Here is a 16,086-nt window from a genome sequence, read left to right on the forward strand (position 1 = left end):
AGGGTGGAGTGTGAGGTAAGAGTGGCGCAACTAAGGCTGTGAATTTAACCAATTATCATGTCCCGACCTTCAAACTCGACAGTGTAGGCATGAGGCGGTTTATTCTCCGGCGCTGAATTCGGGTCTCTCGCGGCTATGGAGACGTTCTTTCCAAAAACCGTCCGTAGGTTGCTACAGAATAACCAGAGAATTATCAATTCAGTGCTGAGCATCGTGGCCGATCGAAGTTGTCGAAGCAAAGACGCCACGTCCATTTCAACTGGAACGTTATCACCTTTTTCAATTACGACTGTGGGTGTGGCAACGGACCCGTTCGGCAGTAATCGATAGTTCTGTAGTGTGAGTTTTTGACCGGGTTTAGGATGTTCTTTTGCGTTCCTAAACCATCTGACGAAGCCTAAGTCATGCTCGATGACGGAAACAACGTCGCTTTGATCAGCGGACAAGAACGCGGAAAAATCTAGCTGTCCTGCTAGATCGCGTAACCAATCCTCCTTCTTGCTGATGTCTGGAAAGAAATGAAAACTCAATTCGCGAAGAAGAGACCTAATATCTGAAAGCGCGTCATGGGCGTTAGACCATTCTCGCTCTAAGTCTGCATTTGCAGGCACGACCAGTGACTTCATTGAGGGAGGTTCAAGGGCGCCTTCAGTTTCTTCAGCATGTTTCTCGAGTCGGAAAATGGTTTCATCAAGTTTTGCAAAAGCAACGGAAAGCGCCAAGGCATTAGATAGGCAATAGTCCTTATCGATTTCTTTTTCAGAAAGGTTTGCTTCAAGAAAGTAATGTGCCTGAAGAAGGGTCTTTTTCACAATTTCAGAATGCGCCCCAATTGATAGAATTTGTTGTTGTGCATTTGGCAAGCTGACGTTGGATCGGCTTGGGTCGATAGCATCGGCGAGTTGGATTTTCCAAATGGATTGCTCTTTGACGACGTACATTGCGTCAGAAATTCCAATCATCATCAGACAGCGTGTTTCGTCACTACCGACCCTTATGTTAACAGCGCCGTCTCTAACTTTGTCGATTTCTTTTTGAGTCATCATTCACCGCTTCCGCCTCTTCACATTCCCACCCCGCTGCCCCGGCCGCCCAGCCGTTGAACGTCCACGCGATTTCACCGCATCTTCCGAGGCTTTCTCGACCGCCCATTGGCGCGCCATGGGGTCGTCGGCGATGGCCAGATCGACCGCTTCCAGACGTTTGATCTCATCCCGGATGTTGGCGGCCTCTTCGAATTCCAGATTTTCGGCGGCTTTGCGCATCTTGTCGCGCAGCCCGTCCAGATGGGCCTCGAGGTTCGCTCCGTGCATCGGTTTGTCGATGGTGGCGGTGACGCGGTTCATGTCGACGTCGCCCTGATAGAGCCCGGCCAGAACGTCCTCGACATTCTTCTTCACCGTCGCGGGGGTGATGCCGTGTTCGTCGTTGTAGGCGATCTGTTTGGCGCGGCGGCGGTTGGTTTCATCCAGCGCGCGTTCCATGCTGCCGGTGATCTTGTCGGCATACATGATCACCCGCCCGTCGGCGTTCCGTGCGGCGCGGCCGATGGTCTGAACCAGTGAGGTCTCGGATCGCAGGAAGCCTTCCTTATCGGCGTCCAGAATGGCGACCAGCCCGCATTCGGGGATGTCGAGCCCTTCGCGCAGCAAGTTAATGCCGATCAGCACGTCAAACGCCCCCAGACGCAGGTCGCGCAGAATCTCGATGCGTTCCAGCGTGTCGATATCCGAGTGCATGTAGCGGACCCTGATGCCCTGTTCGTGCATGTATTCGGTCAGGTCCTCGGCCATGCGTTTGGTCAACGTGGTGACCAGCGTGCGATAGCCATCGGCGGCGACCTTGCGCACTTCGTCCAGCAAATCGTCGACCTGCATGCCGACAGGGCGGATTTCGACTTCGGGATCCAACAGGCCTGTGGGGCGGATCACCTGTTCGGTGAAGACACCGCCGGTCTGTTCGATCTCCCACTTGGCGGGGGTGGCCGAGACGAAGACGGATTGCGGGCGCATGGCGTCCCATTCCTCGAACTTGAGGGGGCGGTTGTCCATGCAGGACGGCAGGCGGAACCCGTGTTCGGCCAGCGTGAATTTGCGTCGATAGTCGCCCCGGTACATGCCGCCGATCTGCGGCACGCTGACATGGGATTCATCGGCGAAGACGATGGCGTTGTCGGGGATGAATTCGAACAGGGTCGGGGGTGGTTCCCCCGGTGCGCGGCCGGTCAGATAGCGGGAATAGTTTTCGATCCCGTTGCACACGCCCGTCGCCTCAAGCATTTCCAGATCGAAATTGGTACGCTGTTCCAAGCGCTGCGCTTCCAGCAATTTGCCCTCGCCGACCAGTTGATCCAGCCGGATGCGCAGTTCCTTTTTGATGCCGATGATCGCCTGCTGCATCGTTGGTTTAGGTGTTACGTAGTGTGAATTCGAATAGACCCGCACCTGATCCATCGACGCGGCGCGTTCGCCGGTCAGCGGGTCGAATTCGGTAATAGTTTCCAACTCCTCACCAAAGAACGAAAACTTCCACGCCCGGTCCTCAAGGTGAGCAGGCCAGATTTCCAGTGAATCGCCCCGAACCCGGAACGAACCGCGCTGAAACGCCTGATCATTGCGGCGGTATTGCTGGGCGACCAGATCGGCCATGATCTGACGCTGGTCGTATTCGTTGCCGACCTTCAGATCCTGCGTCATCGCTCCGTAAGTTTCGACCGAGCCGATACCGTAGATGCACGAGACCGAGGCCACGATGATCACGTCATCGCGTTCCAGCAGCGCGCGGGTGGCCGAGTGGCGCATCCGGTCGATCTGTTCGTTGATCTGGGATTCTTTCTCGATATAGGTATCCGACCGCGCGACATAGGCCTCGGGCTGGTAATAGTCGTAGTAGGAGACGAAGTATTCGACCGAGTTTTCCGGGAAGAAGCCTTTGAATTCGCCATAAAGCTGGGCCGCCAGCGTCTTGTTGGGCGCAAGGATGATCGCAGGGCGTTGGGTTTCTTCGATCACTTTGGCCATAGTGAACGTCTTACCGGTCCCCGTCGCGCCCAGCAGAACCTGTTCTCTTTCGCCGTCAAAGATACCGCTGGTCAGTTCCTTGATCGCAGTTGGCTGATCACCAGCAGGCGCAAACTCGGTATGCATGACGAACTGCTTGCCGCCTTCGAGTTTCAGGCGCGCGCGAACGTCATCAGCGGTCAGCTGTGTCTTGTCGGAATGGGCATAGGGCATAGGCAGGCTCCGGGTCAGGCCCTTACATTTGTTCTTATTTTGTCCAACTGCAAGGCCTGATCCGGTTCAGAAACTCAGTTTCAGTAATAGGCATACTGTGCGTCGGGGATTTGAACCGATTGCACCTTGTCGGCCAGCGCTTTCAGATTGCTCTCCAGAACCCGGCCCATCATCGCCTTCATCAGCGTTTGACCCATCAGCCAGCCCAGCGGGCCATATTTCATCTGGTAATCCATGCTCCAGACGACTCGCGAATGGCCATTCGCGAGGGGTTCGATGGTGATGGCCGCATGTGCTTGGGTCAAAGGCATCGCCGGCATCTCTGACAAGCGTACGCGATAGCCTTTGTTGACTTGCCAATCGGTCACTTCCTCGACCAGCGAGGTGCCGTTTTCAAAGTGGCAACGCCGTTTCGACCCGACGCCGTCTTGCCCAGTCGTCAGCGCATCCACCGAGGCGACTTGTGGCGCGAATTCGTCGATATGCATGAAACGGCTTAGAATGGCCCAAAGGGATTCGGGCCGGGCGTCGATTTCCAGGCTTTTTCTGTGGTGGATCATGTCGGTGTCCTCTTGATGGCCTTGCACGATTTATAAAAGGCCCTGATGACAGTTTCTGACATCAGGGCGTGACCAGCCGCGACAATTCCCATCTTGTCCCAGCCTGTACTCTGACGCATAAACAATCTCAGCCAAGTGAGGACGGAGGGGCGACATGCGCGCACGGATTTACAAGCCTGCCAGGAACGCAATGACTTCGGGGATGGCCAAGACCCGCAAGTGGGTTCTGGAATACGCGCCCGCGTCGTCGCGTGAGGTTGATCCGCTGATGGGCTGGACATCTTCCGACGATACGCAAACTCAAGTGCGCCTGAAGTTTGACACCAAAGAAGAGGCCCTGGATTATGCCAAAGACAATGGCATCGAAGTCCAGGTTAGCGAACCGCACAAACGCAAACCCAACCTGCGTTCGCGCGGCTATGGTGAGAATTTCGCCACCGATCGGCGCACGCCCTGGACCCACTAAATGATCGAAATCCATGAGGCAGATCCGACCTCGGACGCGTTGCGTCCATTAATCGAGGCGCATTTCGCCCATGGCGAAGCTGCAGGACCTGCGGAAAGCAACCATACAATGGATGCCCAGGCTTTGGCTGCCGAGGGCATCAGGTTCTGGGCCATGTTTGAGGACGGACAACCCGTCGGCTGCGGAGCGTTAAAGGCGTTGCCGGACGGAACGGCCGAGGTGAAGTCAGTTCACATCATCTCGAAGGTGCGTGGACGCGGTCTGGCGCGTCAGATGATGAACCACCTGTCAGATGAGGCTGGCATCCAAGGGGTGGCGGCTTTGGTTCTGGAAACAGGTGCGGAACATCTGCCGGAATATGCGGCCGCCCGTAAGCTATATGAACGGCTTGGGTATTCCTATTGCGGTCCGATTTTTGGATATGAAGACGACCCGAACAGCGCCTTTATGCGCTTGGCTCTTGAACCCCGGAAGTAAAAACAGCAAGAAGGGCCCAGCGGTCCCGTAGCTCAACTGGATAGAGCAGCTGACTTCTAATCAGCAGGTTGAGGGTTCGAGTCCTTCCGGGATCGCCAACTACTCCAAACCACAATGCGTAGATTACCTATTTTAGCCGCCTATGGTGGGCCGCGGTTTATGCAAATTTGGGTAGATGTTGCTTCTAGGGATGAGTCGTACGCAAAATATTGCCGCCCCTACTACTTTGTCGAGCGAATCTCTGCCGTTTAAAGCCTTCACGCGATTTTGGACTGCAGTTTGCACTGATCTGAACAAGTTTGACTGCAACACATGCGAACAATCGGAGGATGGACGATGTCGCAGGCCAGCACGCTTGAGCGTGAAATGCTTAATTTGATCAATGCAGAACGTACGTCGCGTGGCCTTGATCCTGTTCAACTTGAACTCCGCCTGAACGCTTCGGCTGAAGAGCATAGCCAGTGGATGCTGGGATCCGGTAATTTCTCTCATACTGGTGAGGGTGGAAGCTCGGCTACCCAGCGCATGCGCGACGCGGGTTTTGTATTGTCCGGATCATGGGCGACGGCCGAGAACATAGCCTGGCAAAGCCAGGGCGGTGAGCCGGGATATTCGGACGATGTCGTCGATTTGCACAATGCACTTATGAACAGCCCTGACCACCGCGCCAACATTCTAAATCCAAACTTGGCTTACATCGGTATCGGAATTGAGATTGGTACATTTGGTGGCATTCCTGCCGTCATTGTGACCCAGAATTTTGCCCGCACCACGGCGAGTGTACAGTTGGACACTGGCGCCGGTTCGGATGCCGGTGGTTCTGATACGCCAGCCGATCCGGTACCGGTCGTTCCCGATCCGGGCGAACCGGCAGATCCGGTTTCGACATCCTCGCAAGAGAATCTGTCTTTTGGCGACGCGGACACCCTCAGAGTGACGCCGGAAGAATTGGATCAAAGTGTTATCAGCGGGTTTGGAGTGGGCAAGTCCCTCGTCATCGAAGGTGTCGAGCTTAGTCGGTCCAACATTCGCTTGACTGAAAATTCGAACGTTGAATTCGATGTTGATGGTGACGGTAGGACGGATCTGACGATTTCGCTGGACGGCGGGCAGTCGGGCGGCGACTTTTTTGCCGTCACCAAGGATGGAAATACCATGGTCAGCTATGCTAAATTTCTGCCTGACCTTGCGCCTGGGGTCCGCGTTGATAGCAGCGTGATCAACGGCATTGTGAACAAATCCTTTCTCGAAGGCGATGGCACGACCGATTTTCGGATACAGATGGTCAACCTCGGAACCGCTGACTTTAACAATGTCCTTGGCGTTTATGATATTCTAAGTAACGGCGAAATTGCGAATGTGCGCCTGCTGTTTGAAAACACCAATGAAGCGAATGGCGCGGTAGAGCTAAGTAATTTGGCGGACGGAAACCGTCTTGGGTTCTTTATTGTTCAGGATAGTGCGGATTGGGCCCAGACCCTTTCAGACAGCGACAATCTAGGTTTTGTTGCCAGCAATGGTGGCATGGCAGACGTGGACGACGAATTTGATTTCGTTTTAACGGTGAATGGGAACTCTGCTGGCGTCACCACGTTTCACGCTGAAAAGGCGGCCTTGAACAGTGACAATCAGCAACACGCGCTGTCCGGTATCGTGTCGGGCGGCCAGGCAATGACCATCGGTTTCGAGGATTTGACGGGTGGGGGCGATTCCGACTTTGAGGATGTCGTATTCAACGTAACCAGGCTTGAGGACGACGCGTTCTTGATGGTCTGAGTCTGTTTGCCGTGTGCTGCTGACAAACGTATTGAAAGTCTGCGCGCCCTACTTTCGATAACAAAGGTAAGTGTCAGACGTCGATGATATTGCCCTTTCTGCGTTCTCCTTGAATGCGCCGTAGGATTGATGCCTGCGCGCTACGGGCGCAACAACTGCCGTTGGACATTTCACGGTTTGATGCCACTCCTTTGGTAGCGTTCATTGCAGCAAGGCGCACGCACTTGGGAATTGAAACGGGCGGAGGCTTTCCGAGCAGATGCTGTGCGGATTGCCCTGACTAAAGCGGTGGGTCTGGTGAACCGATGCTGCGATAGTGGCGAGTGCCTATTGGGCCTTGAAAGCAGTGTTCAAAACTAGGGTTTGCAAGCAAGAGCTTTCCATGATCCGCGGTAAAGAATGACCGGTAACCTTAGTTAACGTTCTGCTTGGCATCATGGCCACGGAAAACGACTGTATATAGGTCAGTCTACTACCTTCACTGCGGTGTAGAGTCGGCGAAACAGCCTCAGTCTGTCGTGCAGCGCACCGGGACTAGCGGGTTCAAACCTGTCTTTTGTCTGGGGCTGAACTGCCAGATCGGCAATACTAATGGTACCAACTCCACAGGCGGCCAAAAGGGCTGCGCCATAGGCGGGGCCAGAATCCGATCCTTCTGAGCGTACCACCGGCTTTCCTGTCACCGATGCAATCAGGCCCAACAAGAGGTCCGATTGACTGCCGCCGCCGATGGCCGCTAATTCCGGTAGATTTTCTACAGTGTCTCCGAAGCTCTGCGCGGCATCGGCAAAACAAAAAGCAATTGCCTCGACCACGGAACGGCAGAGATCCGCGCGCGTTGTCGAATCCTCAAGACCAAAGAAACAGGCACGAATATGCGGATCCCCGAGGGGGCTGCGTTCACCCGTCAAATACGGCAGGAAAATCGGCCCGCGATCACCGCTGACCGTTTCGGCAAGCGCAACAACTTCGGCAGCGGACAGCTCCAATTGACCACCAATCCACGAAATCGGCCTTGCGCCGTTCAGCATAGCGGCCATTTGATACCAACGGTCGGGCAATGTGTGCGCAAAAGCATGCACATAGCGTTCAGGATTGGGCTTGAACCGACGGTCCGCCACGAACAACTGGCCGGACGTCCCCAGTGAAATGAACCCACGTCCCGGTTCGGTGGCGCCCAAAGATACCGCCCCGGTTGCCGCGTCTCCGCCTCCGGCAACGACGGGCACGCCGGGTTTCAGCCCGGTTTCAGCTGCGGCTTGCGCCGTCACGGTTCCGACGACGACGTGACCGTCGAAAACCTGCGGCAGCCAATCGGGCGCGACATCTGTGGCTTCGGCAACTCCGACATGCCATTTTCGCGATGCCTGATCGAGCCACATTGTACCGGCTGCATCGGACGTGTCGGTTGCCAACTCTCCATGCAGGCATAACCCGATGTAATCTTTGGACAGCAGGATATGAGCAAGTCGGGCATAGTGTGCCGGCTCATGTTGTTTCAACCAGGCGATTTTGGGTGCCGTGAAACCCGGCAAAGGGAGGACGCCAGCGATATGACCAATCTGCGGCTGGGCTTCGCGCAGTTCATCGCATTCACGTACCGCTCTGCTGTCATTCCACAGGATCGCCGGACGGATCGGGCGCAGATCGCGATCCAGCAAAACTGCCCCATGCATCTGACCGGACAACCCGATGGCCTGCACCTCAGACAGCGTGACTTGTTTTGCAAGTTGGCTCAATGCATCGCGCGTCGCCTGCCACCAAATATCCGGGTGCTGCTCTGACCAACCAGGCTGCGGCGAGGAAGTCTTTATGTCTATTGAAGACGTTGCAAGAATTCGATCGGTATCCGCACAGACAAGTTTGACCGCTGACGTTCCGATATCAATCCCGAGAAACATTCAATCCCCTTGCCCGCAGAAACGCCCGGACCTTGCATGGCTATTGATTTTTTAGCGCGCGCAAAGAATATGTAAAAATATGATAAGATCAAGGCGGCTCAGATCCGCAGGCAGACTGACATGACCAAAATAAAGAATATGGAAGAGTTCGCAGCCCTCAGTGGCATCTCGCGGCCTACGGTATCCAAGTACTTTCACGATCCCGACAGCGTTCGCCCGACAACACGGGCCCGTATCGAAGAGGCGCTGGAGCGGTTCGACTATCGCCCCAATATTTATGCGGTGAACCAGAACCGGAAACTGACCAAGAATATCGGCATCGTCGTGCCCTATCTGGCTGATCCGTTCTTTGCCGAAATCGCGCGCTATTTGGAACAAAGCTGTATCGCGGCGGGGTATCGTCCATCCCTCTTTAGCTCTCATGGTGAACAAAAACTGGAAAACGACATTCTGGACGGGCTGCAATCCATGAAGCCTGCCGGGGTTTTGTTGGCGCCATTGGGACGGACCTCAGACCAATCAGTGATCGAGAGGTTCTGCGCGAATGTGCCGACTGTTTTGTTCGACAGTAACCTAGAGGGTCTGGGTGCCGCGTTTATCGGGTCGGACAATTTCAGCTTTGTGTCGCAAACCGTGGAATACATGATCCGGACGGGCGAGCCCCCGTCATTCTTCGAAATGCGAACGCCTGCAAACCCGAACGCCAATAAACGCCGAAAAGCCTATGTTGAAGTCATGGAGCGTCTCGGGTTCGAGCCGCATATCATCAGAGTCGACGGTAAGGGCTGGGCGTTTGAAGAAATCGGTCACAAGGGTGCGCTGAAAGTTCTGGCGGAAAATGAGCTGCGAACAAACTCGGTCCTGTGCAGCAATGACCGGCTGGCAATCGGTTTTCTGGCGGCTTGCTACGAACAAGGGATTCGGGTCGGAAGACGGGACGATTGCGCGCTGCGTCTGGCTTCAAATGACGATCATCCCTTCGCAAAATTTACGTGCCCCTCTCTGACCACGGCTGCGCATGACTATGACAATGTGGCCGGGCGCAGCGTCGAAACTCTGTTCGAACTCATTGAAAGTGGAGGGAAATTTGAAACACGGTCGGAAACGTTGTTCCCTGCAAGGCTGGTTTTGAGGGATTCCGCGTAATCCTAAAATTTAACGCGCGTAAAGTTTTCATTGACGCCGCGACAATTTTTACATTACGTTCTCTGTACGACATCCAAGCTCAGGGAGGACAGGGATGTATTTGAGAAACGCACTTCGTGCGGCGACTGCAATGACACTCGTCGCGACGGCAGCAGCTCATGCGGATACCTTAACAATAGCGACCGTGAACAACGGCGATATGATCCGGATGCAAGGCTATACTGATAAATTCACCGAGGCGACCGGCATTGACGTCGAATGGGTGACGTTGGAAGAAAACGTGCTGCGTCAGCGCGTAACTACCGACATCACGACCAAGGGCGGTACGTTCGACATCATGACAATCGGCATGTATGAAACGCCGATCTGGGGCGCAAATGGCTGGCTGGTGCCGCTGGATGGCCTGTCCGAAGAATACGACGTTGGTGACATTCTGCCCGCGATGGCAGGTGGGTTGAGCCATGACGGAACGCTTTTCGCGGCGCCGTTTTATGGTGAAAGCTCGATGATCATGTACCGCACTGACCTTATGGAAAAGGCGGGCATGGAAATGCCTGATGCGCCGACCTGGCAGTTCATCAAAGAGGCCGCCGCCGCGATGACCGACCGCGACGCCGAGATCAACGGCATCTGCCTTCGCGGCAAGGCTGGTTGGGGTGAAGGCGGAGCCTTTATCACTGCGATGTCCAATTCATTCGGTGCCCGCTGGTTCGACGAAGAATGGAAGCCTCAGTTCGATCAGCCCGAGTGGGCAGATACACTGAATTTCTACGTTGAAATGATGAACGAATCCGGTCCTGCCGGCTATGCCACCAATGGGTTTAACGAAAACCTGTCGCTGTTCCAGCAGGGCAAATGCGGCATGTGGATCGACGCGACAGTTGCGGCGTCTTTCGTGACCAACCCTGACGACTCTACGGTCGCGGATCACGTAGGATTTGCGCTGGCACCTGACACAGGATTGGGCAAGCGGTCCAACTGGCTTTGGGCGTGGGCACTGGCTATTCCTGCTGGCACACAGCAAGAAGATGCTGCCAAGCAATTCATCGAATGGGCGACCTCAAAGGACTACATTGAGCTAGTGGCCGAAAGCGAAGGATGGGCAAACGTTCCCCCGGGTGCGCGTACGTCTCTGTACGAGAATCCGGAATACCAAAAGGTTCCGTTCGCCAAGATGACACTGGACTCAATCCTGTCAGCTGATCCGAACAGCCCGACGGTGAAACCCGTCCCGTACGTTGGCATCCAGTTCGCCGCAATCCCGGAATTCGCAGGCATCGCCACACAGGTGAGCCAGGAGTTCTCGGCGGTATATGCCGGACAGCAAACGGTTGAGGAGGCACTTGCCAAAGCGCAGGCTTTCACAGCCGAAGAAATGGAAGCCGCCGGTTACTGAGGCATCCTCCCAACGGGTGGGCAGAGGTCTGCCCCCCGTTTCAACCCTTCCACAATTCGCGTTTTTCTCGCAGGCTGAGTTATGCCTGAACAGAGAGGGTTTGCCTAATGGCTACTCAACATTCCCGATCAGTTGCCCGCCTGATGATGGCACCAGCAGTGGTCCTGCTGCTTGGCTGGATGCTCGTGCCTCTGACGATGACGCTGTATTTTTCTTTCAAAAAATATCTGCCGCTGCGTGGAGGTGATCTAGGTTGGGTCGGGTTCGACAATTACGTTCGTTTCGTATCCTCCAGTTCCTTCTGGCCCGCGGTCCAAGCAACATTGGTAATCGTTGGCGGCGTGCTGGTGATTACGGTCATTCTGGGCATTCTGCTGGCCATGCTGCTGGATCAACCCATGTGGGGGCAGGGCGTTGTCCGCATCCTTGTGATCGCGCCATTCTTTGTCATGCCGACCGTATCAGCGCTGGTTTGGAAGAACATGTTCATGGACCCGGTGAACGGTTTGCTGGCCCATCTGTGGCGCTTTTTCGGGGCCGAGCCGATTTCGTGGCTGTCCGAGGCTTCGATGACCTCGATCGTTATGATCGTTTCCTGGCAGTGGCTGCCCTTTGCGACGCTGATCCTGCTGACCGCTATCCAGTCTCTGGACAGTGAACAGCTGGAAGCAGCCGAGATGGACGGTGCGCCGGTGCTTAAACGCTTTTATCACATCATCCTGCCGCATCTTGGTCGCGCCATTACGATTGTGATCCTGATTCAGACGATCTTTCTACTGTCGATCTTCGCCGAGATTTTCGTGACCACCGGCGGCGCCTTCGGCACCCGTACACTTACCTACTTGATCTTCCAGCGCGTGTTGGAAAGCCAGAACGTTGGCCTCGGATCAGCCGGTGGTGTCTATGCAATCATCCTGGCCAATATCGTTGCCATCTTCCTGATGCGCATCGTTGGCAAAAACCTGGACGCGTGAGGAGACAAAACCATGGCCCGCACCGTCACGACACAACGCAAAACACTAAACACCGCCCTTGCCTGGGCCGTAGGTCTGCTGATCTTTTTCCCGATCCTTTGGACGATCCTGACCAGCTTCAAGACCGAGGCACAGGCGATTGCAAGCCCACCGATCTTCCTCAACTTCGACTGGACGCTCGAAAACTACGCCATCGTGCAGGAACGCTCTGACTATATGCGGTTCCTGTGGAATTCAGTCATCATCGCAGGCGGATCAACACTTTTGGGTGTAATCGTCGCGATACCCGCAGCCTGGGCGATGGCGTTTGTTCCGTCCAGACGCACCAAGGACATTCTGTTGTGGATGCTGTCCACAAAGATGTTGCCCGCAGTTGGTGTTCTGTACCCGATTTACCTGCTGTTCATTCAGCTGGGATTGCTGGACAGTCGCGGCGGGCTGGTCGTGGTGCTGATGCTGATCAATCTGCCGATCATCGTCTGGATGCTCTACACCTATTTCCGCGAAATTCCGGGGGAAATCCTCGAAGCGGCACGAATGGACGGTGCGACGCTGAAAGAGGAAATCCTTTATATCCTAACGCCCATGGCCATCCCCGGCATCGCATCGACCGTTCTACTGAACTTCATCCTGGCCTGGAACGAGGCGTTCTGGACCCTAAACCTGACGGCCGTCGATGCGGCCCCGCTCACCGCATTTATCGCCAGCTATTCCAGCCCCGAAGGCTTGTTCTTTGCCAAGCTCAGCGCGGCCTCGACCATGGCGATTGCACCCATCCTGATCCTTGGCTGGTTCAGCCAGAAACAACTTGTCCGCGGCCTGACTTTCGGCGCTGTGAAATAAGGAAGACTTCGTATGGGACGTATACAACTCAAGTCCGTGACCAAAAGCTTCGGCGACGTAGAGGTCATTCCCCCGCTGGATCTGACCATCGAAGATGGCGAGTTCACCGTATTTGTCGGCCCCTCGGGTTGCGGCAAGTCCACTTTGCTGCGCCTGATTGCGGGACTGGAAGACATGACCTCTGGCTCCATCGACATTGACGGCGCCGACGCAACAGACGTGCCGCCGGCCAAACGCGGGCTGGCGATGGTGTTCCAATCCTACGCCTTGTATCCGCACATGACCGTTCGCAAGAACATCGCATTTCCGCTGCGCATGGCGAAACTGGATCAGGCTGAGATCGACAAGCGAGTTGAAGGTGCGGCGAGCGTTCTGAACCTGACCGACTACCTGGACCGTCGTCCCGGCCAACTGTCTGGCGGGCAACGTCAAAGGGTGGCCATCGGTCGGGCCATTGTACGCGAACCTGCTGCGTTCCTGTTTGATGAGCCGCTGTCGAACCTGGACGCCGCCTTGCGCGTTGGCATGCGGCTGGAAATCAGTGAACTGCACGAACGTCTGGCGACTACGATGATCTACGTCACCCACGATCAGGTCGAAGCCATGACTATGGCCGACAAGATCGTTGTGCTTCAGGCAGGTGTGATCGAACAGGTAGGCAGCCCGTTGGAGCTGTACCGTACGCCGCGCAACCTGTTTGTTGCAGGCTTCATCGGTTCGCCCAAGATGAACTTCATCGAAGGCCCCGAAGCAGAAAAGCTCGGTGCCCAGACCATCGGAATTCGCCCTGAACACATTGCGGTGTCTGAATCTGAGGGAGACTGGTCCGGCGTCGTAAGTGTCTCTGAGCATCTTGGCTCGGACACTTTCTTCCACGTCCACGAAACAGGGTTGGCCGAGACCATCACCGTCCGAGCAGATGGCGAGGTCAGCTTTCGCCACGGCGACCGTATCCACCTGACACCACGCTCGGATGCCATCCACCGGTTTGACGCGAAAGGTCTGCGGTTCGAATGACGCGTCTGACCGGAAAAACTGCCCTGATCACCGGGGCCGGGCGGGGCATCGGACTGGCGTTTGCCAAGGCTTATGTGGCTGAGGGCGCGCGCGTCGCCATCGCGGACATAGACGGGCAGCGCGCGCAGGACGCAGCAACTGAGATCGGCGCAGCCGCGTTGGCCGTCGAGATGGATGTGACCAGCCAACAAAGCATAGAAGCCGCCGTTGCACGAACGGCTGAACATTTTGGCCCAATCGACATTCTGATCAACAACGCGGCCATCTTCTCCGCCGCTCCAATCGTTGAAATTGAGCGTGCTGACTACAATCGCGTTTTTGATATCAACGTTTCTGGCGCGCTGTTTTCGATGCAGGCCGTTGCGCGCCACATGATTGATCAAGGGACCAAAGGTCGGATCATCAACATGGCATCGCAGGCAGGGCGTAGGGGCGAGCCGTTGGTCGCCGTGTACTGTGCCAGCAAAGCCGCGATCATATCCTTGACCCAATCGGCCGGGCTGAACTTGATCTCTCATGGGATCAACGTAAACGCCATTGCACCTGGTGTCGTCGATGGCGAGCACTGGGATGGTGTTGATGCGTTTTTTGCAAAGCACGAAGGCAAACCACTGGGCCAGAAGAAACGCGAAGTGGCTGCAGCCGTTCCTTATGGCCGAATGGGTCGGGCCGAAGATCTGACCGGGATGGCAGTATTTCTGGCTTCTGAAGACGCAAAGTACATCGTCGGACAAACCTACAATGTCGATGGCGGAAATTGGATGAGCTGATGGACCCTGTGGCGAATGCAAAACCTTCGGTACGGCTACGGCGTGAAAGTCTTTCAGACCTGCCAGAGATTGTCAGGACTCCGACCTATGCCCGCTCTGACCTGACACCGGGCATTGTCCATATCGGACTTGGCAACTTTCATCGCGCGCATCAGGCCTGGTATATTCACCAGTTAATGCAGCTGGGCCAGGCCCATGACTGGGCAATCATCGGGGCAGGTGTCCGAAGCTATGACGCAAACATGCGAGAGCGACTGTTGGCGCAGGACTGCCTGACAACGCTGATCGAACTGGACCCAAAAGGAATATCCGCCGAAGTGATTGGTCCGATGATCGATTACCTGCCGATCGAAGACAACAATGCCGTGCTTGTCCGGACGATGGCGGACCCTGCCATACGAATTGTTTCGCTGACTGTAACTGAAGGTGGGTATTTCCCGGACGCCAACACTGATGCGTTCGATACGGATCACGCAGACATTCGGCACGATGCCGAGAACCCGGACCAGCCGCGTACGGCTTTCGGCGCTATTGTCGCGGCGCTCAGACAACGGCGTGCAAATGGCTTGAAACCCTTTACTGCGCTCAGCTGCGATAATCTTCAGGGCAACGGTGGAATTCTGCGAACCTGCGTTGTTGGTTTGGCGCGTCTTTCCGACCCGGATCTGGCCGATTGGATCGATCAGAATGGAGCGTTTCCGAACTCGATGGTGGACTGCATTGTTCCCGCAACGACCGAGGAGGTCGTAGCGCAATGCCGGGCACTGGGCGTCGACGACCGCGCACCGGTCACGCATGAGAACTTTCGCCAATGGGTGATTGAGGACAATTTCTGCGCTGAACGACCGCCCCTTGAGCAAGTTGGAGTAACACTGACGCAGGACGTCCACAGCTATGAAGCGATGAAACTGCGCATATTGAACGGCGGCCACCAACTGCTCGCAAATGTCGGGGAGATTCTGAATGTGCCCACGATTTCAGACTGCATGCAGGACCCGGACATCGTGGCGTTTTTCAGGAAAGTTCAGACGGAAGAAATTCTGCCTCAGGTCGAAGCCGTTCCCGGAACCACTGCCGCCGAATATCTTGGGTTGGTTGAGAGGCGATTTTCCAACACCACCATCCACGACACAACACGACGCGTGGCGTTCGATGGATCTTCACGACACCCGGGTTTCTTACTGCCGTCGCTGCGCGATGCACTTGCGTCCGGGTCGTCCGTAAATGGGCTTGCGCTGGCCGAAGCATTCTGGTGCCGGATGTGTGCAGGCATTCGCGAAGATGGTTCAGAAATTTCCCCAAACGATCCCCATTGGGAGCATTTGCAAAAAACCGCACTGGCTTCCAAGGTCAATCCGATTTTGTGGATCGAACAAAGCCAGTATTTTGGTGACTTAGGCCGCGACGCGCAGTTCACAGACGCTTTTTCCACCTGGCTGGCTGCGATTTGGCAACGTGGTTGCCGCGAGGCGATAGCTGACTTTACCGCTCTTGAGCCAAAGTCCCACTGATTCTGCGGTAGGCATG

General features: G+C 55.6%; 14 protein-coding genes and 1 tRNA gene. 11 read left to right on the forward strand and 4 right to left on the reverse strand.

Going from position 1 to position 16,086, the window contains the following annotated elements; translation table 11 throughout:
• Positions 1–44 precede the first annotated feature (44 nt).
• The 3 genes from AC2FIO_RS16150 to AC2FIO_RS16160 all read right to left on the reverse strand — a co-directional run bounded on the left by AC2FIO_RS16150 (position 45) and on the right by AC2FIO_RS16160 (position 3,793).
• Positions 45–1,046: a hypothetical protein gene (locus AC2FIO_RS16150; protein WP_496698884.1), complete on the reverse strand. Its 1,002-nt coding sequence runs from the start codon at positions 1,044–1,046 to the stop codon at positions 45–47.
• Positions 1,047–3,233, reverse strand: coding sequence for an excinuclease ABC subunit UvrB (uvrB, locus tag AC2FIO_RS16155; RefSeq protein ID WP_496698886.1), 2,187 nt, complete (start codon positions 3,231–3,233; stop codon positions 1,047–1,049). It lies immediately after the preceding gene.
• 80 nt (positions 3,234–3,313) lie between these two features.
• Positions 3,314–3,793 carry an SRPBCC family protein gene (locus tag AC2FIO_RS16160; RefSeq protein WP_108860189.1) on the reverse strand — a complete coding sequence of 160 codons (480 nt, stop codon included), beginning with the start codon at positions 3,791–3,793 and terminating at the stop codon, positions 3,314–3,316.
• Between the two features lie 154 nt (positions 3,794–3,947).
• Here AC2FIO_RS16160 and AC2FIO_RS16165 point away from each other — a divergent pair, with 154 nt between their 5' ends.
• The 4 genes from AC2FIO_RS16165 to AC2FIO_RS16180 all read left to right on the forward strand — a co-directional run bounded on the left by AC2FIO_RS16165 (position 3,948) and on the right by AC2FIO_RS16180 (position 6,512).
• Positions 3,948–4,259 (forward strand): ETC complex I subunit, encoded by a 312-nt coding sequence (locus AC2FIO_RS16165; RefSeq protein WP_496698889.1) that lies wholly within the window; start codon positions 3,948–3,950, stop codon positions 4,257–4,259.
• Entirely contained in the window at positions 4,260–4,736 is a 477-nt protein-coding gene (locus tag AC2FIO_RS16170) for a GNAT family N-acetyltransferase (protein ID WP_496698891.1), read from the forward strand.
• A 21-nt stretch (positions 4,737–4,757) separates the two neighbouring features.
• Positions 4,758–4,834: transfer RNA gene (locus AC2FIO_RS16175), tRNA-Arg, on the forward strand.
• Between the two features lie 214 nt (positions 4,835–5,048).
• Positions 5,049–6,512 carry a CAP domain-containing protein gene (locus tag AC2FIO_RS16180; protein WP_496698893.1) on the forward strand — a complete coding sequence of 488 codons (1,464 nt, stop codon included), beginning with the start codon at positions 5,049–5,051 and terminating at the stop codon, positions 6,510–6,512.
• Between the two features lie 464 nt (positions 6,513–6,976).
• On the opposite strand, the gene xylB is transcribed toward AC2FIO_RS16180, so the two are convergent.
• Positions 6,977–8,413 (reverse strand): xylulokinase, encoded by a 1,437-nt coding sequence (xylB, locus tag AC2FIO_RS16185; protein ID WP_496698895.1) that lies wholly within the window; start codon positions 8,411–8,413, stop codon positions 6,977–6,979.
• Between the two features lie 120 nt (positions 8,414–8,533).
• Between xylB and AC2FIO_RS16190 the strand changes: the two genes are divergently transcribed.
• The 7 genes from AC2FIO_RS16190 to AC2FIO_RS16220 all read left to right on the forward strand — a co-directional run bounded on the left by AC2FIO_RS16190 (position 8,534) and on the right by AC2FIO_RS16220 (position 16,070).
• Entirely contained in the window at positions 8,534–9,559 is a 1,026-nt protein-coding gene (locus AC2FIO_RS16190) for a LacI family DNA-binding transcriptional regulator (protein WP_282120190.1), read from the forward strand.
• Between the two features lie 94 nt (positions 9,560–9,653).
• Positions 9,654–10,955, forward strand: coding sequence for an ABC transporter substrate-binding protein (locus AC2FIO_RS16195; RefSeq protein WP_282120191.1), 1,302 nt, complete (start codon positions 9,654–9,656; stop codon positions 10,953–10,955).
• Between the two features lie 107 nt (positions 10,956–11,062).
• Positions 11,063–11,929 carry a carbohydrate ABC transporter permease gene (locus AC2FIO_RS16200; RefSeq protein WP_109310933.1) on the forward strand — a complete coding sequence of 289 codons (867 nt, stop codon included), beginning with the start codon at positions 11,063–11,065 and terminating at the stop codon, positions 11,927–11,929.
• A gap of 12 nt (positions 11,930–11,941) precedes the next feature.
• Positions 11,942–12,772: a carbohydrate ABC transporter permease gene (locus AC2FIO_RS16205; RefSeq protein ID WP_109310934.1), complete on the forward strand. Its 831-nt coding sequence runs from the start codon at positions 11,942–11,944 to the stop codon at positions 12,770–12,772.
• 12 nt (positions 12,773–12,784) lie between these two features.
• Positions 12,785–13,789 (forward strand): ABC transporter ATP-binding protein, encoded by a 1,005-nt coding sequence (locus AC2FIO_RS16210; protein WP_108859808.1) that lies wholly within the window; start codon positions 12,785–12,787, stop codon positions 13,787–13,789.
• Positions 13,786–14,559 carry an L-iditol 2-dehydrogenase gene (locus AC2FIO_RS16215; RefSeq protein WP_282169738.1) on the forward strand — a complete coding sequence of 258 codons (774 nt, stop codon included), beginning with the start codon at positions 13,786–13,788 and terminating at the stop codon, positions 14,557–14,559. Before AC2FIO_RS16210 ends, AC2FIO_RS16215 begins: the two co-directional genes overlap by 4 nt.
• Positions 14,559–16,070 carry a mannitol dehydrogenase family protein gene (locus tag AC2FIO_RS16220; RefSeq protein WP_496698899.1) on the forward strand — a complete coding sequence of 504 codons (1,512 nt, stop codon included), beginning with the start codon at positions 14,559–14,561 and terminating at the stop codon, positions 16,068–16,070. Before AC2FIO_RS16215 ends, AC2FIO_RS16220 begins: the two co-directional genes overlap by 1 nt.
• Positions 16,071–16,086: the final 16 nt, after the last annotated feature.

Source organism: Ruegeria sp. CDSB086 (assembly GCF_059611065.1).

Bases quoted from the DNA above. Each gene is read 5' to 3' on its own strand.
- AC2FIO_RS16165 (WP_496698889.1), top strand. From the start codon at position 3,948: ATGCGCGCACGGATTTACAAGCCTGCCAGGAACGCAATGACTTCGGGG.
- AC2FIO_RS16150 (WP_496698884.1), bottom strand. From the start codon at position 1,046: ATGATGACTCAAAAAGAAATCGACAAAGTTAGAGACGGCGCTGTTAAC.
- AC2FIO_RS16170 (WP_496698891.1), top strand. From the start codon at position 4,260: ATGATCGAAATCCATGAGGCAGATCCGACCTCGGACGCGTTGCGTCCA.
- AC2FIO_RS16200 (WP_109310933.1), top strand. From the start codon at position 11,063: ATGGCTACTCAACATTCCCGATCAGTTGCCCGCCTGATGATGGCACCA.
- uvrB (WP_496698886.1), bottom strand. From the start codon at position 3,233: ATGCCCTATGCCCATTCCGACAAGACACAGCTGACCGCTGATGACGTT.
- AC2FIO_RS16195 (WP_282120191.1), top strand. From the start codon at position 9,654: ATGTATTTGAGAAACGCACTTCGTGCGGCGACTGCAATGACACTCGTC.
- AC2FIO_RS16190 (WP_282120190.1), top strand. From the start codon at position 8,534: ATGACCAAAATAAAGAATATGGAAGAGTTCGCAGCCCTCAGTGGCATC.
- xylB (WP_496698895.1), bottom strand. From the start codon at position 8,413: ATGTTTCTCGGGATTGATATCGGAACGTCAGCGGTCAAACTTGTCTGT.
- AC2FIO_RS16220 (WP_496698899.1), top strand. From the start codon at position 14,559: ATGGACCCTGTGGCGAATGCAAAACCTTCGGTACGGCTACGGCGTGAA.
- AC2FIO_RS16180 (WP_496698893.1), top strand. From the start codon at position 5,049: ATGCGAACAATCGGAGGATGGACGATGTCGCAGGCCAGCACGCTTGAG.
- AC2FIO_RS16215 (WP_282169738.1), top strand. From the start codon at position 13,786: ATGACGCGTCTGACCGGAAAAACTGCCCTGATCACCGGGGCCGGGCGG.
- AC2FIO_RS16210 (WP_108859808.1), top strand. From the start codon at position 12,785: ATGGGACGTATACAACTCAAGTCCGTGACCAAAAGCTTCGGCGACGTA.
- AC2FIO_RS16160 (WP_108860189.1), bottom strand. From the start codon at position 3,793: ATGATCCACCACAGAAAAAGCCTGGAAATCGACGCCCGGCCCGAATCC.
- AC2FIO_RS16205 (WP_109310934.1), top strand. From the start codon at position 11,942: ATGGCCCGCACCGTCACGACACAACGCAAAACACTAAACACCGCCCTT.